The 21,197-nt window shown below is 66.2% G+C and carries 21 protein-coding genes; 7 read left to right on the top strand and 14 right to left on the bottom strand.

The genetic code is table 11. The features are described 5' to 3' along the window. Window positions 1–39 precede the first annotated feature (39 nt). The 3 genes from VML93_RS24165 to VML93_RS24155 all read right to left on the bottom strand — a co-directional run bounded on the left by VML93_RS24165 (window position 40) and on the right by VML93_RS24155 (window position 3,378). Entirely contained in the window at window positions 40–972 is a 933-nt protein-coding gene (locus VML93_RS24165) for a TIGR03564 family F420-dependent LLM class oxidoreductase (protein ID WP_325614804.1), read from the bottom strand. Between the two features lie 140 nt (window positions 973–1,112). Then, window positions 1,113–1,871 carry an SCO6745 family protein gene (locus VML93_RS24160; protein ID WP_325614803.1) on the bottom strand — a complete coding sequence of 253 codons (759 nt, stop codon included), beginning with the start codon at window positions 1,869–1,871 and terminating at the stop codon, window positions 1,113–1,115. 37 nt (window positions 1,872–1,908) lie between these two features. Continuing rightward, window positions 1,909–3,378 carry an amidase gene (locus tag VML93_RS24155; RefSeq protein ID WP_325614802.1) on the bottom strand — a complete coding sequence of 490 codons (1,470 nt, stop codon included), beginning with the start codon at window positions 3,376–3,378 and terminating at the stop codon, window positions 1,909–1,911. A 136-nt stretch (window positions 3,379–3,514) separates the two neighbouring features. Between VML93_RS24155 and VML93_RS24150 the strand changes: the two genes are divergently transcribed. Beyond that, window positions 3,515–3,682, top strand: a complete 168-nt coding sequence (locus VML93_RS24150; RefSeq protein ID WP_325614801.1) for a hypothetical protein — start codon at window positions 3,515–3,517, stop codon at window positions 3,680–3,682. Window positions 3,683–3,731: 49 nt separating this feature from the next. On the opposite strand, the gene VML93_RS24145 is transcribed toward VML93_RS24150, so the two are convergent. Continuing rightward, window positions 3,732–5,129 carry a protein kinase domain-containing protein gene (locus VML93_RS24145; RefSeq protein WP_325614800.1) on the bottom strand — a complete coding sequence of 466 codons (1,398 nt, stop codon included), beginning with the start codon at window positions 5,127–5,129 and terminating at the stop codon, window positions 3,732–3,734. A 566-nt stretch (window positions 5,130–5,695) separates the two neighbouring features. On the opposite strand from VML93_RS24145, the gene VML93_RS24140 reads away from it, so the two are divergent. Continuing rightward, window positions 5,696–5,842: a hypothetical protein gene (locus tag VML93_RS24140; RefSeq protein ID WP_325614799.1), complete on the top strand. Its 147-nt coding sequence runs from the start codon at window positions 5,696–5,698 to the stop codon at window positions 5,840–5,842. A gap of 277 nt (window positions 5,843–6,119) precedes the next feature. Here the strand turns inward: VML93_RS24140 and VML93_RS24135 are convergent, their stop codons facing one another. From VML93_RS24135 to VML93_RS24105, 7 genes are read right to left on the bottom strand one after another with little or no spacing between them, the layout of a single operon-like run. Next, complete coding sequence (locus VML93_RS24135; protein ID WP_325614798.1) at window positions 6,120–6,767, bottom strand: CoA transferase subunit B; 648 nt, start codon at window positions 6,765–6,767, stop codon at window positions 6,120–6,122. Then, on the bottom strand, window positions 6,764–7,555 hold the full coding sequence (locus VML93_RS24130) for a CoA transferase subunit A (protein WP_325614797.1): 792 nt from the start codon (window positions 7,553–7,555) through the stop codon (window positions 6,764–6,766). The genes VML93_RS24135 and VML93_RS24130 overlap by 4 nt, the downstream gene beginning before the upstream one ends. Further along, on the bottom strand, window positions 7,552–8,322 hold the full coding sequence (gene pcaD, locus VML93_RS24125) for a 3-oxoadipate enol-lactonase (protein ID WP_325614796.1): 771 nt from the start codon (window positions 8,320–8,322) through the stop codon (window positions 7,552–7,554). The genes VML93_RS24130 and pcaD overlap by 4 nt, the downstream gene beginning before the upstream one ends. Window positions 8,323–8,331: 9 nt before the next feature. Then, window positions 8,332–8,610 carry a muconolactone Delta-isomerase gene (gene catC, locus VML93_RS24120; protein WP_325614795.1) on the bottom strand — a complete coding sequence of 93 codons (279 nt, stop codon included), beginning with the start codon at window positions 8,608–8,610 and terminating at the stop codon, window positions 8,332–8,334. Then, on the bottom strand, window positions 8,610–9,464 hold the full coding sequence (catA, locus tag VML93_RS24115; RefSeq protein ID WP_325614794.1) for a catechol 1,2-dioxygenase: 855 nt from the start codon (window positions 9,462–9,464) through the stop codon (window positions 8,610–8,612). Before catA ends, catC begins: the two co-directional genes overlap by 1 nt. Window positions 9,465–9,509: 45 nt before the next feature. Continuing rightward, window positions 9,510–10,613 carry a mandelate racemase/muconate lactonizing enzyme family protein gene (locus VML93_RS24110; protein ID WP_325614793.1) on the bottom strand — a complete coding sequence of 368 codons (1,104 nt, stop codon included), beginning with the start codon at window positions 10,611–10,613 and terminating at the stop codon, window positions 9,510–9,512. After that, window positions 10,610–11,521 carry a LysR family transcriptional regulator gene (locus VML93_RS24105; RefSeq protein ID WP_325614792.1) on the bottom strand — a complete coding sequence of 304 codons (912 nt, stop codon included), beginning with the start codon at window positions 11,519–11,521 and terminating at the stop codon, window positions 10,610–10,612. The genes VML93_RS24110 and VML93_RS24105 overlap by 4 nt, the downstream gene beginning before the upstream one ends. A gap of 230 nt (window positions 11,522–11,751) precedes the next feature. On the opposite strand from VML93_RS24105, the gene benA reads away from it, so the two are divergent. The 5 genes from benA to VML93_RS24080 are packed head-to-tail and all read left to right on the top strand — an operon-like array spanning window position 11,752 to window position 19,318. After that, complete coding sequence (benA, locus tag VML93_RS24100; protein ID WP_325614791.1) at window positions 11,752–13,122, top strand: benzoate 1,2-dioxygenase large subunit; 1,371 nt, start codon at window positions 11,752–11,754, stop codon at window positions 13,120–13,122. Between the two features lie 2 nt (window positions 13,123–13,124). Further along, window positions 13,125–13,640, top strand: coding sequence for a benzoate 1,2-dioxygenase small subunit (benB, locus tag VML93_RS24095; RefSeq protein ID WP_325614790.1), 516 nt, complete (start codon window positions 13,125–13,127; stop codon window positions 13,638–13,640). Between the two features lie 20 nt (window positions 13,641–13,660). After that, window positions 13,661–16,282, top strand: a complete 2,622-nt coding sequence (benC, locus tag VML93_RS24090; RefSeq protein WP_325614789.1) for a benzoate 1,2-dioxygenase electron transfer component BenC — start codon at window positions 13,661–13,663, stop codon at window positions 16,280–16,282. A gap of 13 nt (window positions 16,283–16,295) precedes the next feature. Further along, window positions 16,296–16,697: a YchJ family protein gene (locus VML93_RS24085; protein WP_325614788.1), complete on the top strand. Its 402-nt coding sequence runs from the start codon at window positions 16,296–16,298 to the stop codon at window positions 16,695–16,697. Between the two features lie 2 nt (window positions 16,698–16,699). Further along, window positions 16,700–19,318, top strand: a complete 2,619-nt coding sequence (locus tag VML93_RS24080; protein ID WP_414686427.1) for a helix-turn-helix transcriptional regulator — start codon at window positions 16,700–16,702, stop codon at window positions 19,316–19,318. Between the two features lie 10 nt (window positions 19,319–19,328). On the opposite strand, the gene VML93_RS24075 is transcribed toward VML93_RS24080, so the two are convergent. From VML93_RS24075 to VML93_RS24065, 3 genes are all read right to left on the bottom strand, one after another. Then, the gene (locus tag VML93_RS24075) at window positions 19,329–20,174 is read right to left on the bottom strand and encodes a TauD/TfdA family dioxygenase (protein WP_325614787.1); all 846 of its coding nucleotides are present in this window, start codon (window positions 20,172–20,174) and stop codon (window positions 19,329–19,331) included. A gap of 32 nt (window positions 20,175–20,206) precedes the next feature. Next, complete coding sequence (locus tag VML93_RS24070; RefSeq protein ID WP_414686426.1) at window positions 20,207–20,542, bottom strand: hypothetical protein; 336 nt, start codon at window positions 20,540–20,542, stop codon at window positions 20,207–20,209. A gap of 2 nt (window positions 20,543–20,544) precedes the next feature. Further along, a partial coding sequence (locus tag VML93_RS24065; protein ID WP_325614785.1) for an RHO alpha subunit C-terminal catalytic domain-containing protein occupies window positions 20,545–21,197 on the bottom strand: 653 nt, incomplete at its 5' end.

Raw genomic sequence — 21,197 nt, 5'->3', positions numbered from 1 at the left:
GGTGGCTAGCGAATTCGCCCTCGGCCCAAGCGAATCCGGTTAGGAACTCAAAGCGCGAGACTTCCACGCCCGCAGGCACGCTCGGGTGCGCTGCCCTCCTTCGGGCGACGGGTCGAACGGGATGCAGACGAACTCGTCCACACCCGCATCGCGAAGCTCGTCGAGCTGCTGCCACACGGTGGTCTCGGCACCGATCAACGCGGCGTCTTCCGGGCCGGCATAGCCCTCCCTGTCGAGCATCGCGCGGTAGGACGGCAGGTGGCCGTACATCGCGAATTGTTTAGCGGCCAGCGACCGGATGGCGTCGACGTCGTCCGTCACGCTCACCGGCAGCGCGGCGGCGACCGCAACCGACCCTTCCGGGCGTCCCGCCTCCGCGGCCGCACCGCGCAGCGTGGGTCCGACGTGTTCCCGCAGCGTCTTTGGACCCGTCATCCAGGTGATCGTGCCCGCGGTACGCCGGCCAGCGACCCGCAGCATCTGCGGTCCGAGCGCCGCGACGTATACCTGGGGGGTCGGTGCGTTGGGAATCTGCAGCCCGCCCCTGGTCGTGACGAGCTCGCCGGGGGCGTCGACCTGCTCCCCGGCGAGCAGGGGCAGCAAACCGTCGAGATACTCGGACAGCCGCTTCACCGACCTATCCCAGGAGATGCCCCACATCCCTTCGGTCACTGCTCGGTGCGTCACTCCGATGCCGAGCGTGAACCGTCCGTCGCCAATGATGTTGAGCGTCAACGCTCGTTGCGCGAGCAGCGTCGGGTGCTGGTTCTGGATGGGCACCACGCCACTGGCCACTTCGATGTCAGGAACTTCGCGCAACGCCGCAGCGAGAACGGTGAGCAAATCGACGTCATAGGGCATCTGGGTTACCCACAGCCTCGCGAAGCCCTCGTCGCGCGCGTCGGTCATCTCGCGGATGCAGGATTCGACTGGCGATTGGTTGTTGAGGCCGGTTATCAGGCTGATTTGCATGGACTGACCTTTCGGCGTGATGTGCATGAAGCCTAAGACACGGCGATCAACGTCAAACCGGTGCGGTACGCGATGCCCCCTAGGTGCTTGTACTACAACCGGATTCGCGCGATGCAGTCTCTTCGATCGCGGGTTGAAGGTCAGTTCGGGACGTTGGCCCGCAGCGACACCAGCGCACCGGCGCTCAATCGGGCGAGTTCGTCTGCCTCGTCAGTGTCGAGGGCGGCGGCGAAGATCTCGGTCATTCGGCGGTTTGTCGCGTCTTCGACCTCGACGTAGCGGTCCTTCTTTTCGGCGCCGTCCGCGAACGGCTCGGGCCAACCGAACATCGTGGTGTACTCACGGCCCTTGTTGAGCATGTGCGCCTCGACCGGGCAGATACCGGAATTGGTGAGGACGTTGAAATGCACACCTGCCCGCAGCTCCCGCAGGACGAACATCACCTGTAGCGCCCGCGCGGGCGCATCGTCGGCCAGCGGCATGGTGCGCCAGCCCGCGTACAGCGGCAGGCCCGCGCCCGGCGTCGCCGCGATGATCTTCTCCCCCAGCGCGGCCAGGCGGTCCAGCCCTTCGGCACCGGCCAGGTACTTGCGGGCGAAGCCGGCGGTTTGCTCCCAGTAGCGTTCGGCTGCACCTGCCGCTCCGCGCACCGCGATGCCTTCCTCCCACAGTGCGCGAAGAGAGTTCGGCTCGAACACCACGAACACCGAGCTGACCGTGTCCCCGGTCGCGTCGCCCAGCACACCGCCGCGGCCCGCGACATATCCCGCGAGAGGGTTCTGGTAACCCGCCGCGATGCTCTCGGCCATGGTCTCCGGGTGCAGCATGAACACCGACACCGCTTGCTGGATGGGCGCGCCCGCGGCGCGGACGGCGTCGGACATATCGGTATCGCTCATCGCAGATCTCCTTCGCGGATCAGTCGTTCATATCAGGTCAGATCGGGGCCACGCGGTCGGCCCAGGGAAGCGCCTGCTCTAGCTGCCCTGCCAAGCGGATCAGTAGCGACTCGCCACCCAGCGGCGCGACGAACTGCAAGCCGAGCGGCAACGCGTCGGCCGTCCAGTGCAGCGGAAGCGAGATCGCCGGCCGGCCGGTGAGATTCGCCAGCTGGGTGTACGGCACCCAGCCGAGGTTCTTGTGCACCATGTCGTCGACGATCTTGGTGTATCGCAGAAGGCGGGCGGTGCGCGTCTTGATCAGCGCGTCGGATGCGCGCTGCAGCGCGATCGGTAGGTCGAACTCGCCGATCTTGGGAGGCGGGGTCGCCAACGTGGGGGTCAGCAGCAGGTCGTAGGACTCGAAGAACGTGGTCAGCCGACGGGTGTGCTCATGGCGCCGCTGGACGGCGTCCACGTAGTCGACGCTGCTGGTCGCGCGGCCAAGGGCGGCCATGATCAGGGTGTCGCGCTCGAACGACTCGTTGCCCGCGCCGGTCAAGCGCTTGGCCTCGTCAACCTCCCAGGCCATGTAGACAAACCAGGTGAGCAGGAAGTCCCGGGCAAGCATGGCGTCGTCGTACGGCTCCTGCGGTAGCTCTTCGACGTGGTGACCGAGATCGTTCAGCACACGTACCGCTGCCTCGGCGGCAGCGAAGGCTTCGGGGTGCGGCTTGGGGGTGATCGCCGACGGCACCCGCACGCCGATCCGCAGTGTCCTGGGATCCTCGCCCACGCACGACGCGAACGGTGCGGCAGGCAGGCCCGGCACATACGGGCCCAAAGGTTCTCCGCCGCAGATGATGTCGAGCATGGCAGCGGTGTCGCGCACCGATCGAGACACGACGCCCTGCGCCGCAGCGCCGTGCATGAATTCGCCGGTCCCCGGACCGAAGGGCGTCAGCCCGCGGCCTGGCTTCAGGCCGACCAGCCCGCAGCAGGCCGCCGGGATGCGCGTCGATCCGCCGCCGTCGTTCGCGCCCGCGCACGGCACGATCCCCGCCGCGACCGCGGCTGCCGATCCACCTGAGGACCCACCGGGCGTCCGCTGCAGGTCCCACGGATTGCGTGCCGGCCCCCACGCCAACGGCTCGGAGATCGCCTTGGCCCCGAACTCCGGCAGGTTGGTCTTGCCGAAGATCACCAGGCCGGCGTCGATCCAACGCCGCACGACCGTCGCGTGCTCGGCAACGGGCGTCGACATCAGCGACCGAGATCCTTGCGAGCTGGGCAGCCCGGCGTAGTCCTGCGCTATGTCCTTGATCAGGAATGGAACACCGGCGAACGGACCGGTGAGCTGGTCGGTCGGCGAGGCGGGGACGTCGCGCACGATCGCGTTGATCCGCGGGTTCACCGCGGCGGCACGCTCTCGCGCCAGCGTGAGCAACTCTGCCGCCGTCACTTCCTTGTCGGCGACCAGTTTCGCCAGCCCGGTGGCGTCGTATTTCCGGTACTCGTCGAAGTTCATGGTCTGACCGTAAGACCCGCTGCGATTGCTGGTCGCACCGCACGGCAGTAGCCAACATGGCTCTGTCGGGTTTCGAAGGCCGTGATCCGGGAGATCCTGACAGGAGGCATTTGCAGACACCCCAGGGAGGTCTCGCGTGGATCAGCCATCGGACAGCAACCCAGCGCCGGTGCCGAAGGACGCCAGGGAGCCGACTGAAGCGCAGCGTGAAGAGGAAGAGGAGCTGGAGCACCAGGACGTCGACCCGGACGGACCCGGTTTGCACCAGTCTCGTCGCCAGATCCCCGATGAGAGCACGCGGTAGCAGCCCGTGACATCGCCGGTGTCCTGGATCGTTGATCGCGATGCTGATGTCAGATCGCGTCCTGCAGCGCCCCGGCCAGCTCAGCAGCAGAGGTGACGGTAATGGGCTGGTCGATCAGGGCCTCGTCGATCACGGCGGCCAGGCGGGTGGGAAGCTCCGGATTGCGCTCGCGGATGGGGACAGCCTTGGTGTCCAAAATGATCCGGATCGGGTCTTCGTGTTTCGGGAAGTCGCGCGGATAGCGGCCGGTGAGCATCCAATACAGCGTCGCGGCCATCGACCAAACGTCCACCTCGGGTTTGGCGTACTTGTAGGAAACCACCTGCGGGCGCGCCATAAACGGCACCGTGCCGGAAATGGTGCCGCTCATCGTCATCCCGGACAAGCCTGCCTTGTCGAACGCCTTGGACAGCCCGAAATCGGCCAGTTTGGCGACGACATCATTTCCCTTGTGCGCCAACAAAATGTTGGAGGGTTTGATGTCACGATGCACCAGCCCAACCGACCCGTTGGGCAACGCCGCGTTGTGGGCATACTGCAATCCGTCGAGAGCCTGCAGTACGAGCTGCACCGCCCGGTCGGGCGGCAGCGGACCCTGTCGCTCGACTAAATCGTCGACGCTGCCCTGGGCGCAGTACTCGCTGGTGAAAAACCATGCCGCCCCGACTCTTCCGGCGTCCCGGAAGCCCACCACGTGCGGATGGTCCAGCGCTTGGATGTTATCGATCTCGCGCTCGAACAGCGTCCGGGCGCGCTCCTTGACGGCCACCTTGGCCAGCAGCATCTTGAGCGCGACCAGGTCGCCGGTGCCGTGCCGGCGCGCCAAATACACCACCCCCTGCCCGCCGTCACCGAGCTGTTTGACCAGCTCGTATCCCTCGATCGCGGGCAGCTCGACCTGGCCGGCGACCAACCGGCGCAACAGCGCCTCAATCGCTGCACCCCGGTCGGCCTGACACTGCGCACACACCGCCTCACCGCCGGTACGGTGTGGGTCCTCGGCGACCGGCCCACCGCACACCGAACACCCCCGCGGCGTCGCGTCAGGCGCGGGCGCCGGTGCGGTGATTCCGACTTGAAGTACGGTGTTGCCCAACTTGATTCGATCGCCATCGACCAAGTCCCGCTCCGGAAAGACTCGCCGCGCCCCCTGCTCGGGGGTCTCATCGGGGTCTCGGCTGCCGATCTTCTCCCCGTTGACGTGGGTACCGTTCAGGCTGCCGAAATCCCGCACCCGAATATCCGGCGGGTTGATATCGAACAGGCAGTGGTGCCGCGACACGAGCTGCCTTGAGCCCGGCTCCTCGATGCGCGGATCACAATCGTCGGCACGCCCCACCAGCGCAGTCGTGCGCTCGTCATAGCGGTACCGGGTGCCACTGTTCGGACCCTCGACCACCGACAACGACACCCTCGGCCCGTCGGGCTGATCCCTGACACCGGTCATGGCATCACTCCTATCCGGGCTAGCGGCTGTTTCGCTGACCGCGTCGCCGACGACGAACTCTCGCGCGAGCCGACTAGGTGCCCTGCCGACGGCGTCGCGCCGTTGACGCTGTCTGCCCTGGTCGGCCTCACGGCAGATCCGCCCTCCGGCTAGGCAGCAAACGGAGCCTGAACCGTGAGCCCGAGGATAAAGGGGCGCCGACGTGACGAAGGGCAAAGTGGTGCAAACGCACAGAAACTTGGCAGCAGTCAGTCGGCGCCTCGGCGGGCTTGACGGTTAACTGCACACCTCCTCCCAACGTTCGTCACCGCTCGGTCGCACAAACGACGATCGGCCCGCCGGCTCAGGAAAACCTCAGGACGACCGACAGGCAGATCGCTGTCGCGGGGAGGTTCCGGCCGCTGCTTGCGGGGAGGTGAAGACAGCCAAGCGCGTTGAGTTGGGTGCCGACGCTGTAATCGATTATCTCGCAGGTTATTTCGTGACCGACATGCTGCCGACTACATCAGAAACTCTGCTGACCCAGCGATGGGAACAGCGCTACGCCGACAAGGTGGTCGGCTTCGATGAACTGCGGTCTGTGCGGACTACCTGCCGCCGCCACCACCCAGGATCGACAGCCGGCCGCCGCCACCACCGGGGGCGGAGAGCCTGCCGCCGCCGCCACCGAGGACTGCGAGCCTGCCGCCGCCTCCACCGTCGAGGGCGTCTGACCAAGAGGTGAATTCGCGCATCCGACGGTTCGACATGGGTCTCCTCCAAACAGAACGGTCACCTGTCCCCTCCCGACGAGGGCGACACAGTGTTACAGAGTCACGCTACCCGAGCCGACCTTTCACATAAAGGGCAATTTGTGCGGAGCATGGTGGAACGGATCGCCGAATCCCTAAACGGTAGAGCATGTTTGAAGCGCTCGTAGTTGTCCGCCTGGTGACTGGAAGGCAACGGAAACGCTAATAGCGGGTTAGCAGAAATCAACGGCCCCGCGCGCTAGACAACGGCCGGGGTGCGGTCGATGACGGGCGCGGCGGTCTTGGCCAGCACGTCGTCGTAACCAACACCGGGGGCCAGCTCCACGACCTGAAATGCGTCACCGGTGACGTCGAATACTCCCAGGTCGGTGATGACCCGACTGACCACGGCCTTTCCGGTGAGCGGTAGATCGCAGGTCGACACCAGTTTGGCCGTACCGGATTTCGCGACGTGGTCCATCAAGACGATGACGCGCCTGGCTCCGTTGACCAGATCCATGGCCCCACCCATGCCTTTGACCATGGAGCCAGGCACCATCCAGTTGGCCAGGTCACCGGTGACCGCTACCTGCATGCCGCCCAGCACCGCGACGTCAACATGGCCGCCGCGGATCATCGCAAAGCTGGTCGCCGAGTCGAAGTAGGACGCCCCTGCCACCACCGAAACGGTCTGCTTGCCGGCGTTGATCAGGTCCGGGTCCACCTCGTCGTCGTAGGGGAAAGGGCCGACGCCGAGGATGCCGTTTTCGGAATGCAGTGTGACGTCAGAGTCCTCGGGAAGGCAGTCCGGGATGAGCGTGGGCAGCCCGATACCTAGGTTGACGTAGTCGCCGTCGTTCAGCTCCTGCGCTGCGCGCGCGGCCATTTCGTCACGGGTCCAGCTCATCGCAGTGCCTCCTGTGTCGGCGCCGGCCGTGTCCGGGTGGTGCGCTTCTCAATGGCTTTGCGGGCGGCCTGTTCCGGGGTGAGGGCAACGATGCGCTGCACGAATATTCCGGGGAGGTGGACTTCGTCGGGGTGCAACTCGCCGACCTCGACCACCCGCTCGGCCTCGACGATCGTGGTCCGTCCGGCCATGGCGGCGGGCGGGTTGAAATTGCGGGCTGCAGCGTGGAACACGCAGTTGCCCGCCTTGTCGGCCACTGCGGCCCGCACCAACGCGTAGTCGGTGACGATCGACTCCTCGAGCAGCATTTCGCGACCGCCGAACACCCGCACCTCTTTCGGTGGCGAGCTGACGGCGACGCTGCCGTCGGGGTGGTACCGCCACGGCAGACCCCCGTCGGCGACCGCGGTGCCAACGCCGGTCGGGGTGAAGAACGCGCCGATACCGCTGCCTCCGGCCCGCAGCCGCTCGGCGAGCGTGCCTTGGGGTGTCAGCTCCACGGTCACCTCTCCGGACAGGTACTGCCGGGCGAATTCCTTGTTGTCGCCGACGTAGGAGGCGATCACGCGGCTGATGCGGCGCGCCTCCAACAACAGGCCCAGCCCGCCGCCGTCGACACCGCAGTTGTTGCTGACGATGGTCAGGTCCTCGGCACCCTGGTCCAGCAGCGCGTCGATGAGGAACCAGGGGATGCCTGCGATGCCGAACCCGCCGACCGCCAGGCTGGCGCCGCTGGGAATGTCGGCGACGGCGTCGGCGGCCGAGCCGGATACTTTGTCGAGGGTCATGAGTCCTCCAGGTGTGCGATGACGGCGGGCGTGACGGTTGCGGGTCGCTCCGCGTTGGCCAGGTGTGCGGCCTGCTCGACGACCAACAGCCGCGAGTCGGGGATGCCGGCGACGATTTCTTTGAGCAGGGCGGGCGGAGTGGCCGGGTCGTCGGCGCCGGCGATCGCCAGAGTCGGCGCACCGATGCTCGAAAGTTCCTGCCGCAAATCCATTTTCGCGATGACTTCGCAGCATCCGGCGTAGCCTTGCGCCGACGTGCCAGTCACCATGCGCTCATGCGTCGTCCGAATGTCGGGATGGGCGCTCAGATACCCCGGCGTGAACCAGCGCGCAACGACCGATTCGGCCACCGCCCCAGACCCTTTGGTGCGGACCATATCTGCGCGCTCTAGCCAGTTTTCAGCGGGCGGCAGCTGCGCGGCGGTGCACAGCAGGACCATCCGGTCGACGCGCTCGGGGTTGCGCGCGGCCAACCGCATGGCGGTCATCCCGCCCAGCGACAGCCCGACGACGTGAGCGTGCGCGACGTCAAGGCGGTCGAGCAGTGCCACGACGTCGTCGGTCAGGTCGTCGATCGAGTAACTGCCGTCGGGGACCGGCGAATCGCCGTGTCCCCTGGTGTCGTACCGCACCACCCGGAAGCGCTCGTCGAGCGCCTCGAGCTGGTTATCCCACATCCGGTGGGTGGCGCCCAGCGAGTTGGACAGCACCACCACGGGGCCGTCGGGGCGGCCGGTGACGATTGCGTGCACCTCACACGCGCTCATGGAATCACCTCAGTGGATGTCGGAGGGATGGGTCGCCAGCGGCGTGACATGGACATCCATGTACCGGAACAGCGGCAACCCGGAGATGATTTGGTGGAGTTCGTCATTGGAGTCAACGTCGAAAACCGAGAAGTTGGCGTATTCGCCGACGATGCGCCAGATGTGGGGCCATTTGCCGGCCCGCTGCAGCTCTTGTGAATACGCCTTTTCCTTGGCGACGAGTTCGGCCTGCTGGTGGGCATCGAGGTCCGGGGGCAGGTGGACGTCCATGCGTACATGAAACAACATCAGGCCGGCACCGGATCCAACACGAAGCTGTAGGTGATCTTCTGGGTGCCGTCGCCCCGGTCCTGCGGGTCGAGCAGCAGTTCCGGCTTGACAGCACTGGCGATGTCGTCACCGTTGTGGGGGTCACCCGGGAAATAGAGCTGGGCCGTGAGCAATTCGTGCTCCGGAGCGGACACTTTCACGTGCAAGTGCGCGGGCCTCCACGCATGCCAGCCGGCGGCGGCGATCAGCTTGCCGCACGCGCCGTCGGTCGGGATCTGGTACGGCGCCGGCCGAATTGTGGTGATACTGAACTTCCCGTCGGGTCCGGTCGTGAAGGTGCCGCGCAAGTTCCACTCGGGCAACCCGGGCGCGAATTGCGAGTAGAAGCCGTCGGAGTCGGCGTGCCACAGTTCGACCTTGCCCGCCAAAGGCTTTCCGTCGGTCGAGGTGATCTTCCCCTCCCATACCAGCGGTGTGCCCGCCTCGTCGTCGCGCATCGGGATGACCCCGGCGGCGCCACGCTCGGGCGCGTCCGGCACGTAGTACGGGCCCTCGATGCTGCCCTTGTTGCCCTCCCGATGATCGGTGGCGACGTCTTCCACCACGTGCTCGACCCACACGTCCAGGAACAGGGGCCACTCACCGTCCTCGCCGACTTTGATCAACCATGCCTTGAGGGCGTTGTACTCGTCGTAGTTGACTCGGTGCCGCCGAATGGTCTCGTGGACCGCTGCCAGCACCTCGCGGGCCAGCGCGTCGACCCGTTCCGGCGGCGTGTCCTTGACCACCTCAAAGGGCGACTTGTCGGTGTGGAACCGCTGGGTTGCCGAAGCGCCCGAGGCGGCGGCCGAGGCCTGCTCGACAGTGGTCATTGTTCTCTCCCTACTCCTTTGCGGGCTGTGAATGCTTGCGGCTGTTCAGATATCGGTGCGATAGCGGGCGAGCTTGCCGGGGTCGATGTCGACGCCCAGGCCGACCCCGGCAGGCACGTGCAGCACGCCGTCGCGGATCCGCAGCGGCTGTGCCAGCAGGTCGTCAGACATGTCCAGGTAGTTGGACAGCTCCCCGGCCCGCCGCGACGTGAGCCGATAGGCCGCACCGAAGGTGACCGCGCATGCGGTACCGAGCTGGCCGTCGATCTGGTTGCCCATCACCACCTCGAGCCCGAGGCCCTCGGCGAGGTGGTGCACCCGCTGCGACCCGGTGAACCCGGTGCGGGCCGTCTTGATGCTGATCGCGCTCGCCGCGCCGCCCAGCACCGCGCGAGTGACATCGGCGGGTGTGGGGACCGACTCGTCGGCGATGAAGGGCACATCCAGTTTCTCCACCAGCCAACGCCGGCCCAGCACATCGTCGGCCGGGCACAACTCCTCGGCGAACAACAAATCGAGGTCCGCCATCTCCTTCATCGCGCGCAGTGCTTCCGATGCGCTCCACCCGCGGTTGGCGTCGATATAGAGTTCTATCGCATCGCCGAACCGCTCGCGCAGTGCCCGCACCACGGCGGTGTCCAACGTCACCGGGCGCCGCCCGACCTTGACCTTGAATGTCGAAATTCCATACAGCTCAAGCATCTTCTCGGCCTCGGTCACCATCGCGGCGGGCTCGTCGAAGCCGAGCATGTGCGAGACCCGCATCCGGTCGGTGTATCCGCCGAGCAGCTCGCAGACCGGTAGTTCCAGCGTGCGGCCCAACGCATCCCAGATCGCCATATCGATGGCGGCCTTGGCGGTGGGATTTCCGACGGTGAGCGCCAGCCGCGCGTGCACGACTTCGCGTTCGGTCAGGGTGAGGCCGACGATCTGCCCGCTGAAGACCCCGTTGATCACGGCGAGGATGCCGGCCTGCGTCTCCCCGTAGGTGAATGGCCTCGGTGGGGCCTCGGCTATCCCGACGACACCATCGTCGGTGTGCACCCGCACCAGCACGTGTTCGGCAACGTGCACCTCACCGGAGGCAAACTTCAACGGTTTGGCATAGGGGATGACAAATGGGATTGCCTCGACGGCAGTGATTTTCATGATTTTCGAGGTCCTTCCTGGACCGGGTCGCGGACCAGCCCGGAGCCCAGTAACTCCACGGCTACCGGGACGACGGGGTTGTCATTGCCGGCGCGCCAGGCCAATGCGAGTTCGATGGTCCCCGCATCGAGCAGATCGCGGAAAACCAGGCCGGCCAGCGGAAGTGAGCGCACGGATTCGGGCACCACCGCGACGCCCAGACCCGCGGCGACCAAAGCCAACAGCACCGCGGTGCCGGGTGCGGAGTGCTCGCGTCGCGGTACAAAACCCGCCCGACGGCAGCTGCGCATCACCGCGTCGTTGACAGCGGAATCACGGCTGGCGTAGCAGACGAACGGCTCGCTGCGCAGGTCGCTCATCGAGACCACCGGCTCGACGGCCAGCCGGTGGTCGACGGACACGGCAAGCACCAAGGCCTCGACGTCCAGGGTCCGCAGTTCGATGTCGTCGCCCACCGCGGGTGGGCGTAGAACGCCCAGATCCAGCGCGCCGCTGCGCAACCCGTCACATTGGCTGGGCGTAAGGATGTCGGCCTGGATGTCCAGCGCGACTCCGGGTAATTCGCGCTTGACCATCCGCGCGATGCGGGGCAGATGCGAGAAGGCCGCGGTGCCGGCCAGTCCCAGTCGCAGCAGGCCACTGCGGCCGGCGGCGATCCGGCGCACCCCCTGCTCGGCCTCGTCGACTCCGGCCAAGATCCGGGTCGCCTCCGCACGCAGGAATTCGCCGGCGGCGGTCAGCGACACCTGCCTGGTGGTGCGCTTGAACAGCGGCACATCCAACTCGGCTTCGAGCTGGCGGATCGCATAGGACAACGCCGACTGCGCGACGCGCAGCTGCTCGGCGGCCTGGCCGAAGTGGCAGGTGTCGGCCACCGCGGCGAAGTAGCGGAGGTGCCGTAGATCCATGTCGAGAAGCTCCAGCTCGGGCTCACTAAGGGTGAGGCGTTACCCATCGACGGTAAGTCCGACGATCGATAAAGACAAAGACTTATTTGGTAACTATTGATCTATTTTTACGATTAATAGTCGCCGAGGTCAGGACTAGCAATATGCCTAGTGTGACTGCTCCCACCGGGTGCCAGAGTTCAGGTAAGCGCACCTCAATGCCGCTGCAGTGCCCGAACCTGGAGGAAGCAATGACCGCTTCAGTCACCAATCGCAGCCACCTGGCCGAGGTCTTGGCCAACGCGGTGGTAGATGACCCCCAAGCCGGCGTCTATCGGGCCAACCGACGGATCTTCACCGACGAGGAGATCTTCGAACTCGAGATGAAGCACATCTTCGAGGGCAACTGGATCTACCTGGCCCATGAAAGCCAACTGCCCAGCCCCGGCGACTACTTCACCACCTACATCGGGCGCCAACCCGTCGTGATCACCCGTGACAAAGACGGCCAACTCCACTGCCTGATCAACGCGTGCGCACATCGCGGAGCGATGATCTGCCGCCGCAAAACCGACAACCGAACCACGCTGACCTGCCCGTTCCACGGCTGGACGTTCCGCAACGACGGCACTCTGCTGAAGGTCAAGGACCCCGAGGGTGCGGGCTACCCGGACACATTCAACGTTGCCGGCTCGCACAACATGACCAAGGTCGCGCGCTTCGACAGCTACCGCGGTTTCCTGTTCGGCAGTCTGAATCCCGACGTGCTGCCGCTGGCGGAGCATCTCGGCGACGCAACCGCGCTGATCGACATGCTCGTCGACCAATCTCCTGAGGGCCTCGAGGTGGTCCGGGGCTCATCGACCTACACCTACGACGGCAACTGGAAGGTGCAGGCCGAGAACGGCGCCGACGGCTATCACGTCACCGCCACGCACTGGAACTATGCGGCCACCACAAGCCGGCGTGGCACCGGGGAATCCAGCAACGACACCAAAGCGCTGGACGCCGGGGGTTGGGGAAAATCCGGCGGCGGCTACTGGTCGTTCCCGCACGGGCACCTGTGCCTGTGGACGTGGGCGCCCAACCCACAGGACCGTCCACTGTGGGCCAAGCTCGACGAGCTCAAGCGGCGATTCGGCGAATCCAAGGCCGAGTTCATGGTCAAAGGATCGCGCAACCTCTGCCTGTACCCGAATCTCTATCTGATGGACCAATTTTCGACGCAAATCCGGCACTTTCGGCCGATCGCGCCGGACCAGACCGAAGTCACGATCTACTGCATCGCGCCAAAGGGCGAAAGCGCTCAGGCCCGGGCGCTGCGGATACGGCAGTACGAGGACTTCTTCAACGCGTCGGGCATGGCGACGCCCGACGACCTCGAGGAGTTCCGGTCCTGCCAGCTGACGTTCCGGGCCGGCGCCGCGCCGTGGAACGACATGAGTCGTGGCGCGCAGCACTGGCTTTCGGGACCTGACCCGTTGGCTGCGGCGCTGGGTATGAGCGGGGTCGTGTCCGCCGGAGTCAAGAACGAAGACGAGGGGCTCTATCCGGTCCAACACGGCTACTGGCTGCAAACGATGAAAGCCGCCCTTCACGACGAGAGCTCCGAGGAGAACTAGCCATGACCACTACCGAAAAAGCTCCGAGGGTCATCACCCAGAACGCCATCGAGCAGTTCCTGTACCGCGAGGCGCGCTATCTCGACGACCGCGAATTCGAGAAGTGGCTGGAATGCTACGCCGACGACGTGGTCTATTGGATGCCGTCGTGGACCGATGACGATCGCCTGGTCGAGGACCCACAGCGCGACATCTCGCTGATCTACTACGCGAACAAAGGCGGTCTGGAGGACAGGGTGTTCCGCATCCGCACGGAGCGCTCGTCGGCCACCTCGCTGCCCGAGCCGCGCACCAGCCACAACATCTCCAACGTTGAGGTCATCGAGCGCTACGGCGATCTCGTCGACGTCCGATTCAACTGGCACACCATGTATTTCCGCTACAAGACCGTCGACCCCTACTACGGGACATCGTTCTACACCATTGACTTCTCCGGCGATCAGCCGCTGATCCGCCGAAAGACCGTCGTGCTCAAGAACGACTACATCCACCACGTCGTGGACATTTACCACATCTAGTACCGAATCTAGGAACAGCCATGACCGCCCTGACGGATACTCAAAGCTATTCGGTGGCACTGGCATTCGAGGATGGTGTCACCCGCTTCATCACCTGCCGGCAGGGTCAGACCGTCGCAGACGCCGCGTACTGCCAGCGCATCAACATCCCCCTGGACTGCCGCGATGGCGCGTGCGGAACCTGCAAAGCGCTCTGCGAATCGGGCCGATACGACGGCGGCTCCTACATCAGTGACGCGCTCTGCGACGACGAGGCCGCCGAGGGCTACGTGCTTCCGTGCAGCATGAAACCACGATCGGATCTGGTGTTGCAGATCGCCAGCACCTCCGACGTCGCCAAGACCCGCGCGGCCAGCTACACCGGCACCCTGGTCCAGTTGGATCGAGTCTCCCCCACCACCATCCGCTTCGCCGTCGAGGTCTCGAACCGCTCCGAATTGGCCTTTCTGCCCGGCCAATACGTGAACATCGCGGTGCCCGGAACCGACTTGACACGGTCGTACTCGTTCGCGAATGCCCCGCACGAGGACCGGCTGACCTTCCTGGTCAAGCTGACGCCGGGTGGCGTCATGTCGGAGTACTTGGACCGCAGGGCTGCCGTCGGCGACGCCATCACGTTCACCGGGCCGCACGGGTCATTCTTCCTGCGTGAGGCCGCGCACCCGGTGCTGATGGTGGCCGGCGGTACCGGGCTGGCACCGATGCTGGCCATGCTGCGCAAGATGTGCGCGGACGGCAGCCAACGCGAGGTCCACCTGATCTATGGCGTGAAAACCGACGACGACGTGGTGGCGCTTGACCAGATCGCGGAGATCGCCTCGGCACTAACGGGATTCACGTGGGAGTACTGCGTCTCGGATCCAGCCACCCGCGCTACCAACCAGGGGCGGGTGATGACCCTGATCCGGCCCGCACAACTCCACGACGGTGACGTCGCCATCTACCTTTGCGGACCGCCGGCGATGGTGGAATCGGTGCGCAGCCACGTCAGGGACTTCGGTGTCCAACCGACCGGCTTCTACTACGAAAAGTTCGCGCTCGCCCACACCGCACCCTCGGTCGGCGCGGCCGTGGACGACCTGTTGCCCAACTCGGACGCGCGGGCAGTCGGTGGCCAGGTCATGTTGGCGGACAAGGAACTTGGCCCGTGGCCGGGACCCGTGCAGCTAAGCGAGCGCGGCGACGTCGCCCGGCGGGTGGCCGGTCAACTCATGGCCCCCAGCACTGGGGGCGGGGGCGCGTCAACGCCGCTCGACACGGCCGGCGGCACGCCCCCGGCCACCGGCGCACGCTCGATCGCCGGCCAGATGTTGTTCACCACCCCGGAACCCACCGAGCCGGCCCCACCCCCGGCGGCCCCAGTGGCCTCGGTCACGGAGGACGGTTATCAGATCGGCGAGGAGCACCCCGAGGTGCACGAATCCGATGCTCTCTTCGAAGCCCGTCAGGCGCTGGAACTGGGTGCCCTGGAACTGACGCTGGGCCGACTGTCCAGCCGACAGCTCGCCGGTTACCGCCTGCTTGCCGAGTCGACGCTGCCGTACGTGGCCGGTGACCGGTTCGTCGACGCCGCGCAGTACACCGAGACCAACGCGGCCTTCCACGACTATCTGTTCACGCTGACCGGTAACGACCACCTGCTTGCGGCTTACCAGGCGCTGGGCGTCAAGGGCCGGATGAGCGAGGCGCTGCGCAACGCCACCTGGTGTCACCCACTGTGCGCGCAAGACCACATGGACATCGTGACCGCGTTCGAGGCCGGCGACCGCGATGCCGCGCGGGCGTTGATCGTCGCGCACGCCGACCGGTCCAAGCAGACGATGCGGCGAGCGATGGCCGACGGCCGGGCCGCGCGGCGCCCCAGGTTCATCACGCCCGCACGGTTCGACGGCAAGGTCGTGATTGTCACCGGGGCCGCACAAGGCATCGGCGAGCAGACCGCGCGGCGGATCGCCGCAGAGGGCGGCACGCTGGTGCTCGCCGACCGCAGCGAACTTGTCGAGCGTCTGGCCTCAGAACTGGCCCCGGCACTGGCGGTCGTCACCGACCTCGAGCGCTACGACGGCGCCGAATCGATGGTGCGGCGGGCGCTTTCGGAGTTCGGCCGAATCGACGTGCTGATCAACAACGTCGGCGGGGCGATCAACTTCAAGCCGTTCACCGAGTTCACCGACGCCGAGATCCGCGCCGAGCTCGACCGGTCGCTGTCGACCACGCTGTATGCCTGCCGCGCCGTGTTGCCGCCCATGGTCAGCGTCGGGACCGGCGTCATCGTCAACGTCTCCTCGGCGGCAACCCGCGGCATCAACCGGATCCCGTACTCGGCGGCCAAGGGCGGTATCAACGCGATCACCGCGTCGCTGGCCCTCGAGTACGCCGACGCCGGAATCCGGGTGGTCGCCACCGCCCCTGGCGGTACCGAGGCTCCACCGCGTCGCGTCTCCCGTGGAACCCCGGAGCCCGCCAACGACACCGAGCGCGCCTGGTTCCAGGCGCACGTCGACCAGACCATCGGTTCCTCGCTACTCAGGCGCTACGGCACGCTGGACGAGCAGGCCGCGGCGATCTGCTTCCTGGCCTCCGACGAGGCGTCCTACATCACCGGTTCGGTGCTGCCCGTCGCCGGCGGCGATCTGGGCTGAGACAATGTCCGTCATGGCCCGCACGGTACGCGACGACGGACCCTGTCCCTGCGGATCAGGTGACGGCTACGCCGATTGCTGCCGGCCGCTGCATCGCGGCGAACGTGGAGCCCAAACAGCACTGGCGCTGATGCGTTCGCGCTTCAGCGCCTTCGCGCTCGGTGATGCCGGTTACTTGCTCACGACCTGGCATCCCAGCACGCGTCCGCGACAACTCGATTTGGACAACGGCATTACCTGGCGCCGGCTTCAGATCGTTGACACCGTCGCCGGCACTGAAGACGACGCCACCGGGGTGGTCGACTTTCGCGCCCAGTACGAGCAACGCGGCAGCCGCCACATCATGCGCGAATGCAGCAGATTCACCCGGGACAAGGGGCGGTGGCTGTATCTCGACGGCGACGTGAAGGACTGACGGTGCCCGGGTTCGTCGGGCGTGATCGCGAATTGGGCCGGATCGCTGAGCTTCTCGCCGATGTCGAGCACGGTGCGCGCATCATCGCGGTTACCGGCGACAGCGGCGTCGGCAAAACCGCGTTGTTGCGCACATTGGCCGCCGCGCATCCGTCGCGGTGGGCGCAGGCCGCGGAATGGGAAACGGACATGATCGGCGGCGTGCTGGCGCAGCTGCTGCGAACCGGTGGGCCGGCCGACCCCGCCGAGGCCGCGCAATTCCTGTTCGATCGACTTGAAGCCGTCGGGCCGCAGCTGCTGATCGTGGACGATGCGCAAGACGCCGATGTGCCGTCACTGCAGGCTCTTTCAACCATGAGCCGACACCACCGCGAAGCAACTGTGCTCGTCGTGCTCGGCGTCTCGTCGATCGAGGACTTGCCCGTCCGCGTCGCGTCCACCGAAATCCGGCTGGCAGGACTACCTGCCCAGGCCGTCGCCGAGTTGGCTCACCAGCAAGACGTCAGCCTGCACCCGACGATGGTCGACGCGCTCGCGCGACACACCGGAGGCAACCCGCGCAACATCCTGGCACTGCTCAGACAGCTACCACCCGCCGCGTGGGCTCGGCCCGATACTGTGCTGCCCGCCCCCACGCACGTCGTCGACGCGGTACGTGCCGCGCTGAGCCAGTGTGGACGCGATGCGCGTTCCCTGGTCGAGGCGCTCGCGGTGCTCGGCGAGAACGCCTCCCTACTCGACGTCGCGACGCTGGCCGGACTCGACGATCCGCTCGGCGCCATCGACGGCGCGACAACAGCCGGACTACTTTCGCAGACAGCGAGTTTCGACCCAACGCTGCGCGGCCCGATGACCGCTGCAGCGGTGATAGAACTCATGGGGGCACGGGCTGCCGCCGACGCCCACCGCCGGGCCGCCGAACTTGTCGCCGACCCCGCGCAACGGTTGCGGCACCGGGTGGCTGCGGCACCCGTGCCAGACGAGTCGCTCGCCGACGACCTCGATGCGCTGGCACGCGAGCACGGCGCGAACGGCGCCTGGGCGCAGGCGGCGGCGCTGTTCCGCGACGCCGGCCGGCTGACACCAGATCCGCTGGTCCGCGACGAGCGCCTCACCCGGGCAGTGGACGCTCTTGTCGCCGCGGGCGACTGCGGCACAGCGGCCGCAATGGTGCCAGCGGTCGAGAGCCTGCGCGAAACACCGCTCCGGAATGCGGTTTTGGCATATCTGGCGATCTTGCGCGGCAGGTGCACCGAAGCCGAGGTCCGGCTGTCCCGCGCGTGGGAGATCGTCAACCCTGAGCGCTTCCCCGACACCGCCGCTCTCATCGCCCAACGTTATGTGCTGCACTCGTTGGTGCGCTGCCAAGGCAGTGAACTGGTCGGCTGGGCCGAAGCCGCTCTCGGCCTCGCCGCCCGCGATTCCCCATCCGGTATCGAAGCCGCCGCGATCCGCGGGCTCGGGCTGCTCGCCGCCGGACATCCCAAACGCGCCTCGGCGGCCTACGACGACCTTGCGGCCCGAGTACGGCACGGCGCCCAGGCTCAGCGCGTGACGATGGGCCGCGGCTGGGTGCAGCTGATCCGCGATGACATCGACGGTGCCCGGTCCAGCCTGGAAAGTGCAGTGGCCACAGCTAATCTCGGTGGATCGACGCGGATCACGCTGTGGTCCCTGGGCTGGTTGGCCCGCGTCCAATTCGTCTCCGGTGAATGGGATCAGGCATTGCGGAGCGTCGAGACAGGCCGTGCTCTGGCAGCCGCGAGCGACATCGTCCTCGTGACGCCGCTGCTGGAATGGACCGCCGCACAGGTCCACGCGCTGCGCGGGAACTGGGACGCAGCCGAGGCCGCGGTCCAGTCCGCCGACAAGGTTACTCAAGACTACGAGATCATGAAGATACCAACACTTCTGGCGCGTGCTCAGATCGCGGAGGCAGCGGCCGATTACCCAAAGGTGCACCGCTGCATGCAACCGTTGATCCGGATGGCACCTGGCACGTCACTGACCGAGCCCGGTTACTGGCCCTGGCCGGATGTGCTGGCCAACGCATTGGTGGTCGACGGCCGTCTCGAGGAAGCCGACGCCTTCCTGCGGCCGCACGAGGATCGAGCCCGCGCGCGCAAGCATCGCTCAGCGCTGGCCCGACTCGGTTATGCACGTGGCCGCCTGCTCGGGGCGCAAGGCGAATTACGGTCGGCACGAGACAAGTTCGAAGACTCGCTCGCTCAACTCGACGGACTGCCGTTGCGCTACGACCTCGCGCGGGTCAATTTCGCCTATGGTCAGACACTGCGGCGCGCCGGCAAACGCCGGGATGCCGACGCGATCATCAACACCGCCCGCGATCTGTACCTCTCCCTGGGCGCGCACACCTATGTGGCGCGCTGCGATCGTGAACTCAAAGCCGGCGGACTGCACACCGCACGTGGTTCACGGGACAGCATCGTGCTGACGCCCCAGGAAGAAGCGGTGACGACGCTGGTGACCCAAGGACTTTCGAACCGCGAGGTGGCCGCCGAGCTGTACGTGTCCCCGAAGACCGTCCAGTACCACTTGACCCGGGTGTACGCGAAGCTCGGTGTGCGCTCGCGCGCCGAGCTGGCTGCGCTGCGGCGCTGAGAGTTGGTGTCTACCGGATCGGCTCGTCACCGAGCACGGTGGTGCGCAGCATTTCGCGCGGCGAGCTGGGGTCGTAGGGCGCCGCTCGGTGCAGGACCCCGCGGTTGTCCCAGATGACGGTGTCACCGACCGACCAGGTGTGGCTGTACACCTTGTCGCGCGCGGTGGCGCGGTCGAGGAGTTCACCCAGCAGGGACCGCCCCTGCTCGAGGTCCATGCCGACCACGTAGTCAGCCGAAGCGCCCAACACCAGCGACTTGCGGCCAGTCTGGTGCGTCCACACCAGGGGGTGCTCGTGGGTGCGCCGAGATCGCCAGCGCGCCAACTCCTCTGGGCTGGGGTTCGGGGTAACACGACGTTGCGAAGCCTCCAGCGAGTGCACGACGCGCAACGAGCCCAAGCGGTCTCTTTCTTCGGCGGTGAGCTCCTCGTAGGCGGCGTACGAGTTGGCGAATTCGGTTTCACCGCCCCATTCGGCGACGTGTACGGCCGACAGAATGGTGGCCTTTTGCGGGCATTCGTTTCCCAAGGGTGTGCAGCCATCGATGTGCCAGTCAAATGTCGCCTTCAGGTAGGTCGCCGAGGAGTTCTTCGACGGGTCCAGGGAGATGGGGTAGATGCCGGCGACGGAATGGTGACCATCGGAGGAGTGGTCTACCTCGCCGAGGCGGCGACAGAAGGCCACCTGCGCTTCGGGGTCGAGCCGCAGCCCGCGAAACACGAGGACCCCGTTGTCCTCCAACGCATCCAGGATGGCTTCGCTCAAGGCGTCGTCTGATGCGAGGCGGTTCGGATTCAGGCCGGCGACCTCGGCGCCGACGGACTCGGTGAGCTTGGTGACGGTGAGCAGACCCATGGTCCGTCCTTTCTGGGCGTTGGTGACCGCGATCAGGGCACTGGTTCGCCGGTGCGGATCATGACGGCGTCGGCGGCGCTGACCGGTACTGGCTGGTGCATGATTTCGACCGCCATGGCGACCATGATCAGCGAATAGATCATGTGCAACAGGTTCAGCGCGTCGTCGGGCAGGCAGTCGAGGGCGAACTTGTCGCAGTATCCGATGGCCTCTTCCAAGCGCGGGAAGAACGCGTCGTAGAACTCTTGCATCGCGGGCATGGTGCTGTTCACCCGAGCGTTCCAGCGCTCGGTTTCGGTTGCCAAGCACCAGGTTTGGGCGTACTTCTCCAATTCGGCGAAAGCGCTGGGCAGTAGGGCATCCGACATCGTCACACTCCTGTCACGGCCGATTCACGGCGGCCGGCCTGATATTCACCGACCCAGTCGACGACCACCTTGTGCAGGTGCCGTACCAGGATTTCCTGGTCGCTGAGGGGGAAGTCATCGACGATGCCGTACTCGAGCGCGGCCTGCGTACCGCCGAGCATGCCGGCGTCTTGTAACGCGAATTCCTTGAGCACCACGGCGGCAACTTCGTGCTCGACGCGCTCTCGCACACTACGGGCGGGGTGAAAGTACGTGTAGGCCTCGAAGCGGTGGGTGTTGTGCGAGGTGGGCCAGTACCGGTAGAGCAGATACCATCCGCCGTAGATCAGGATCTCGACGTTGGGGAAGACCTGGAAGTTGCTGATCCCCCACGGTTCGATGCCGCCAGGATTGAGGCCGGCCGGCAGCTCACCGATGTCCGGGGTGCGCCACGGGCCGACCAGCCCGCTTTGGGTGGCGCGTTCGATCGGATACATGTACTCGGGCGCCAGCAGCCAACGACGCCTCCCGGCGGTGGACACCAGCCGATGCGGACCGTCGAGTTGGAAGTGCCCGCAAGTGAATCCGGCGTTGGGGTCACGCACCTCGGCCGGTACCTGTTGCGGATGCAGCGACGGCACGTGGTAGTACTCCTGGAACGCGTCGGCGAAGATCT

The sequence above is a fragment of the Mycobacterium sp. genome (genome assembly GCF_035499775.1).
Classification (GTDB): Bacteria; Actinomycetota; Actinomycetes; order Mycobacteriales; family Mycobacteriaceae; genus Mycobacterium.
The sequence above is the reverse complement of the archived record's forward strand: the minus strand, read 5'-3'. Positions and strand labels throughout refer to the sequence as shown.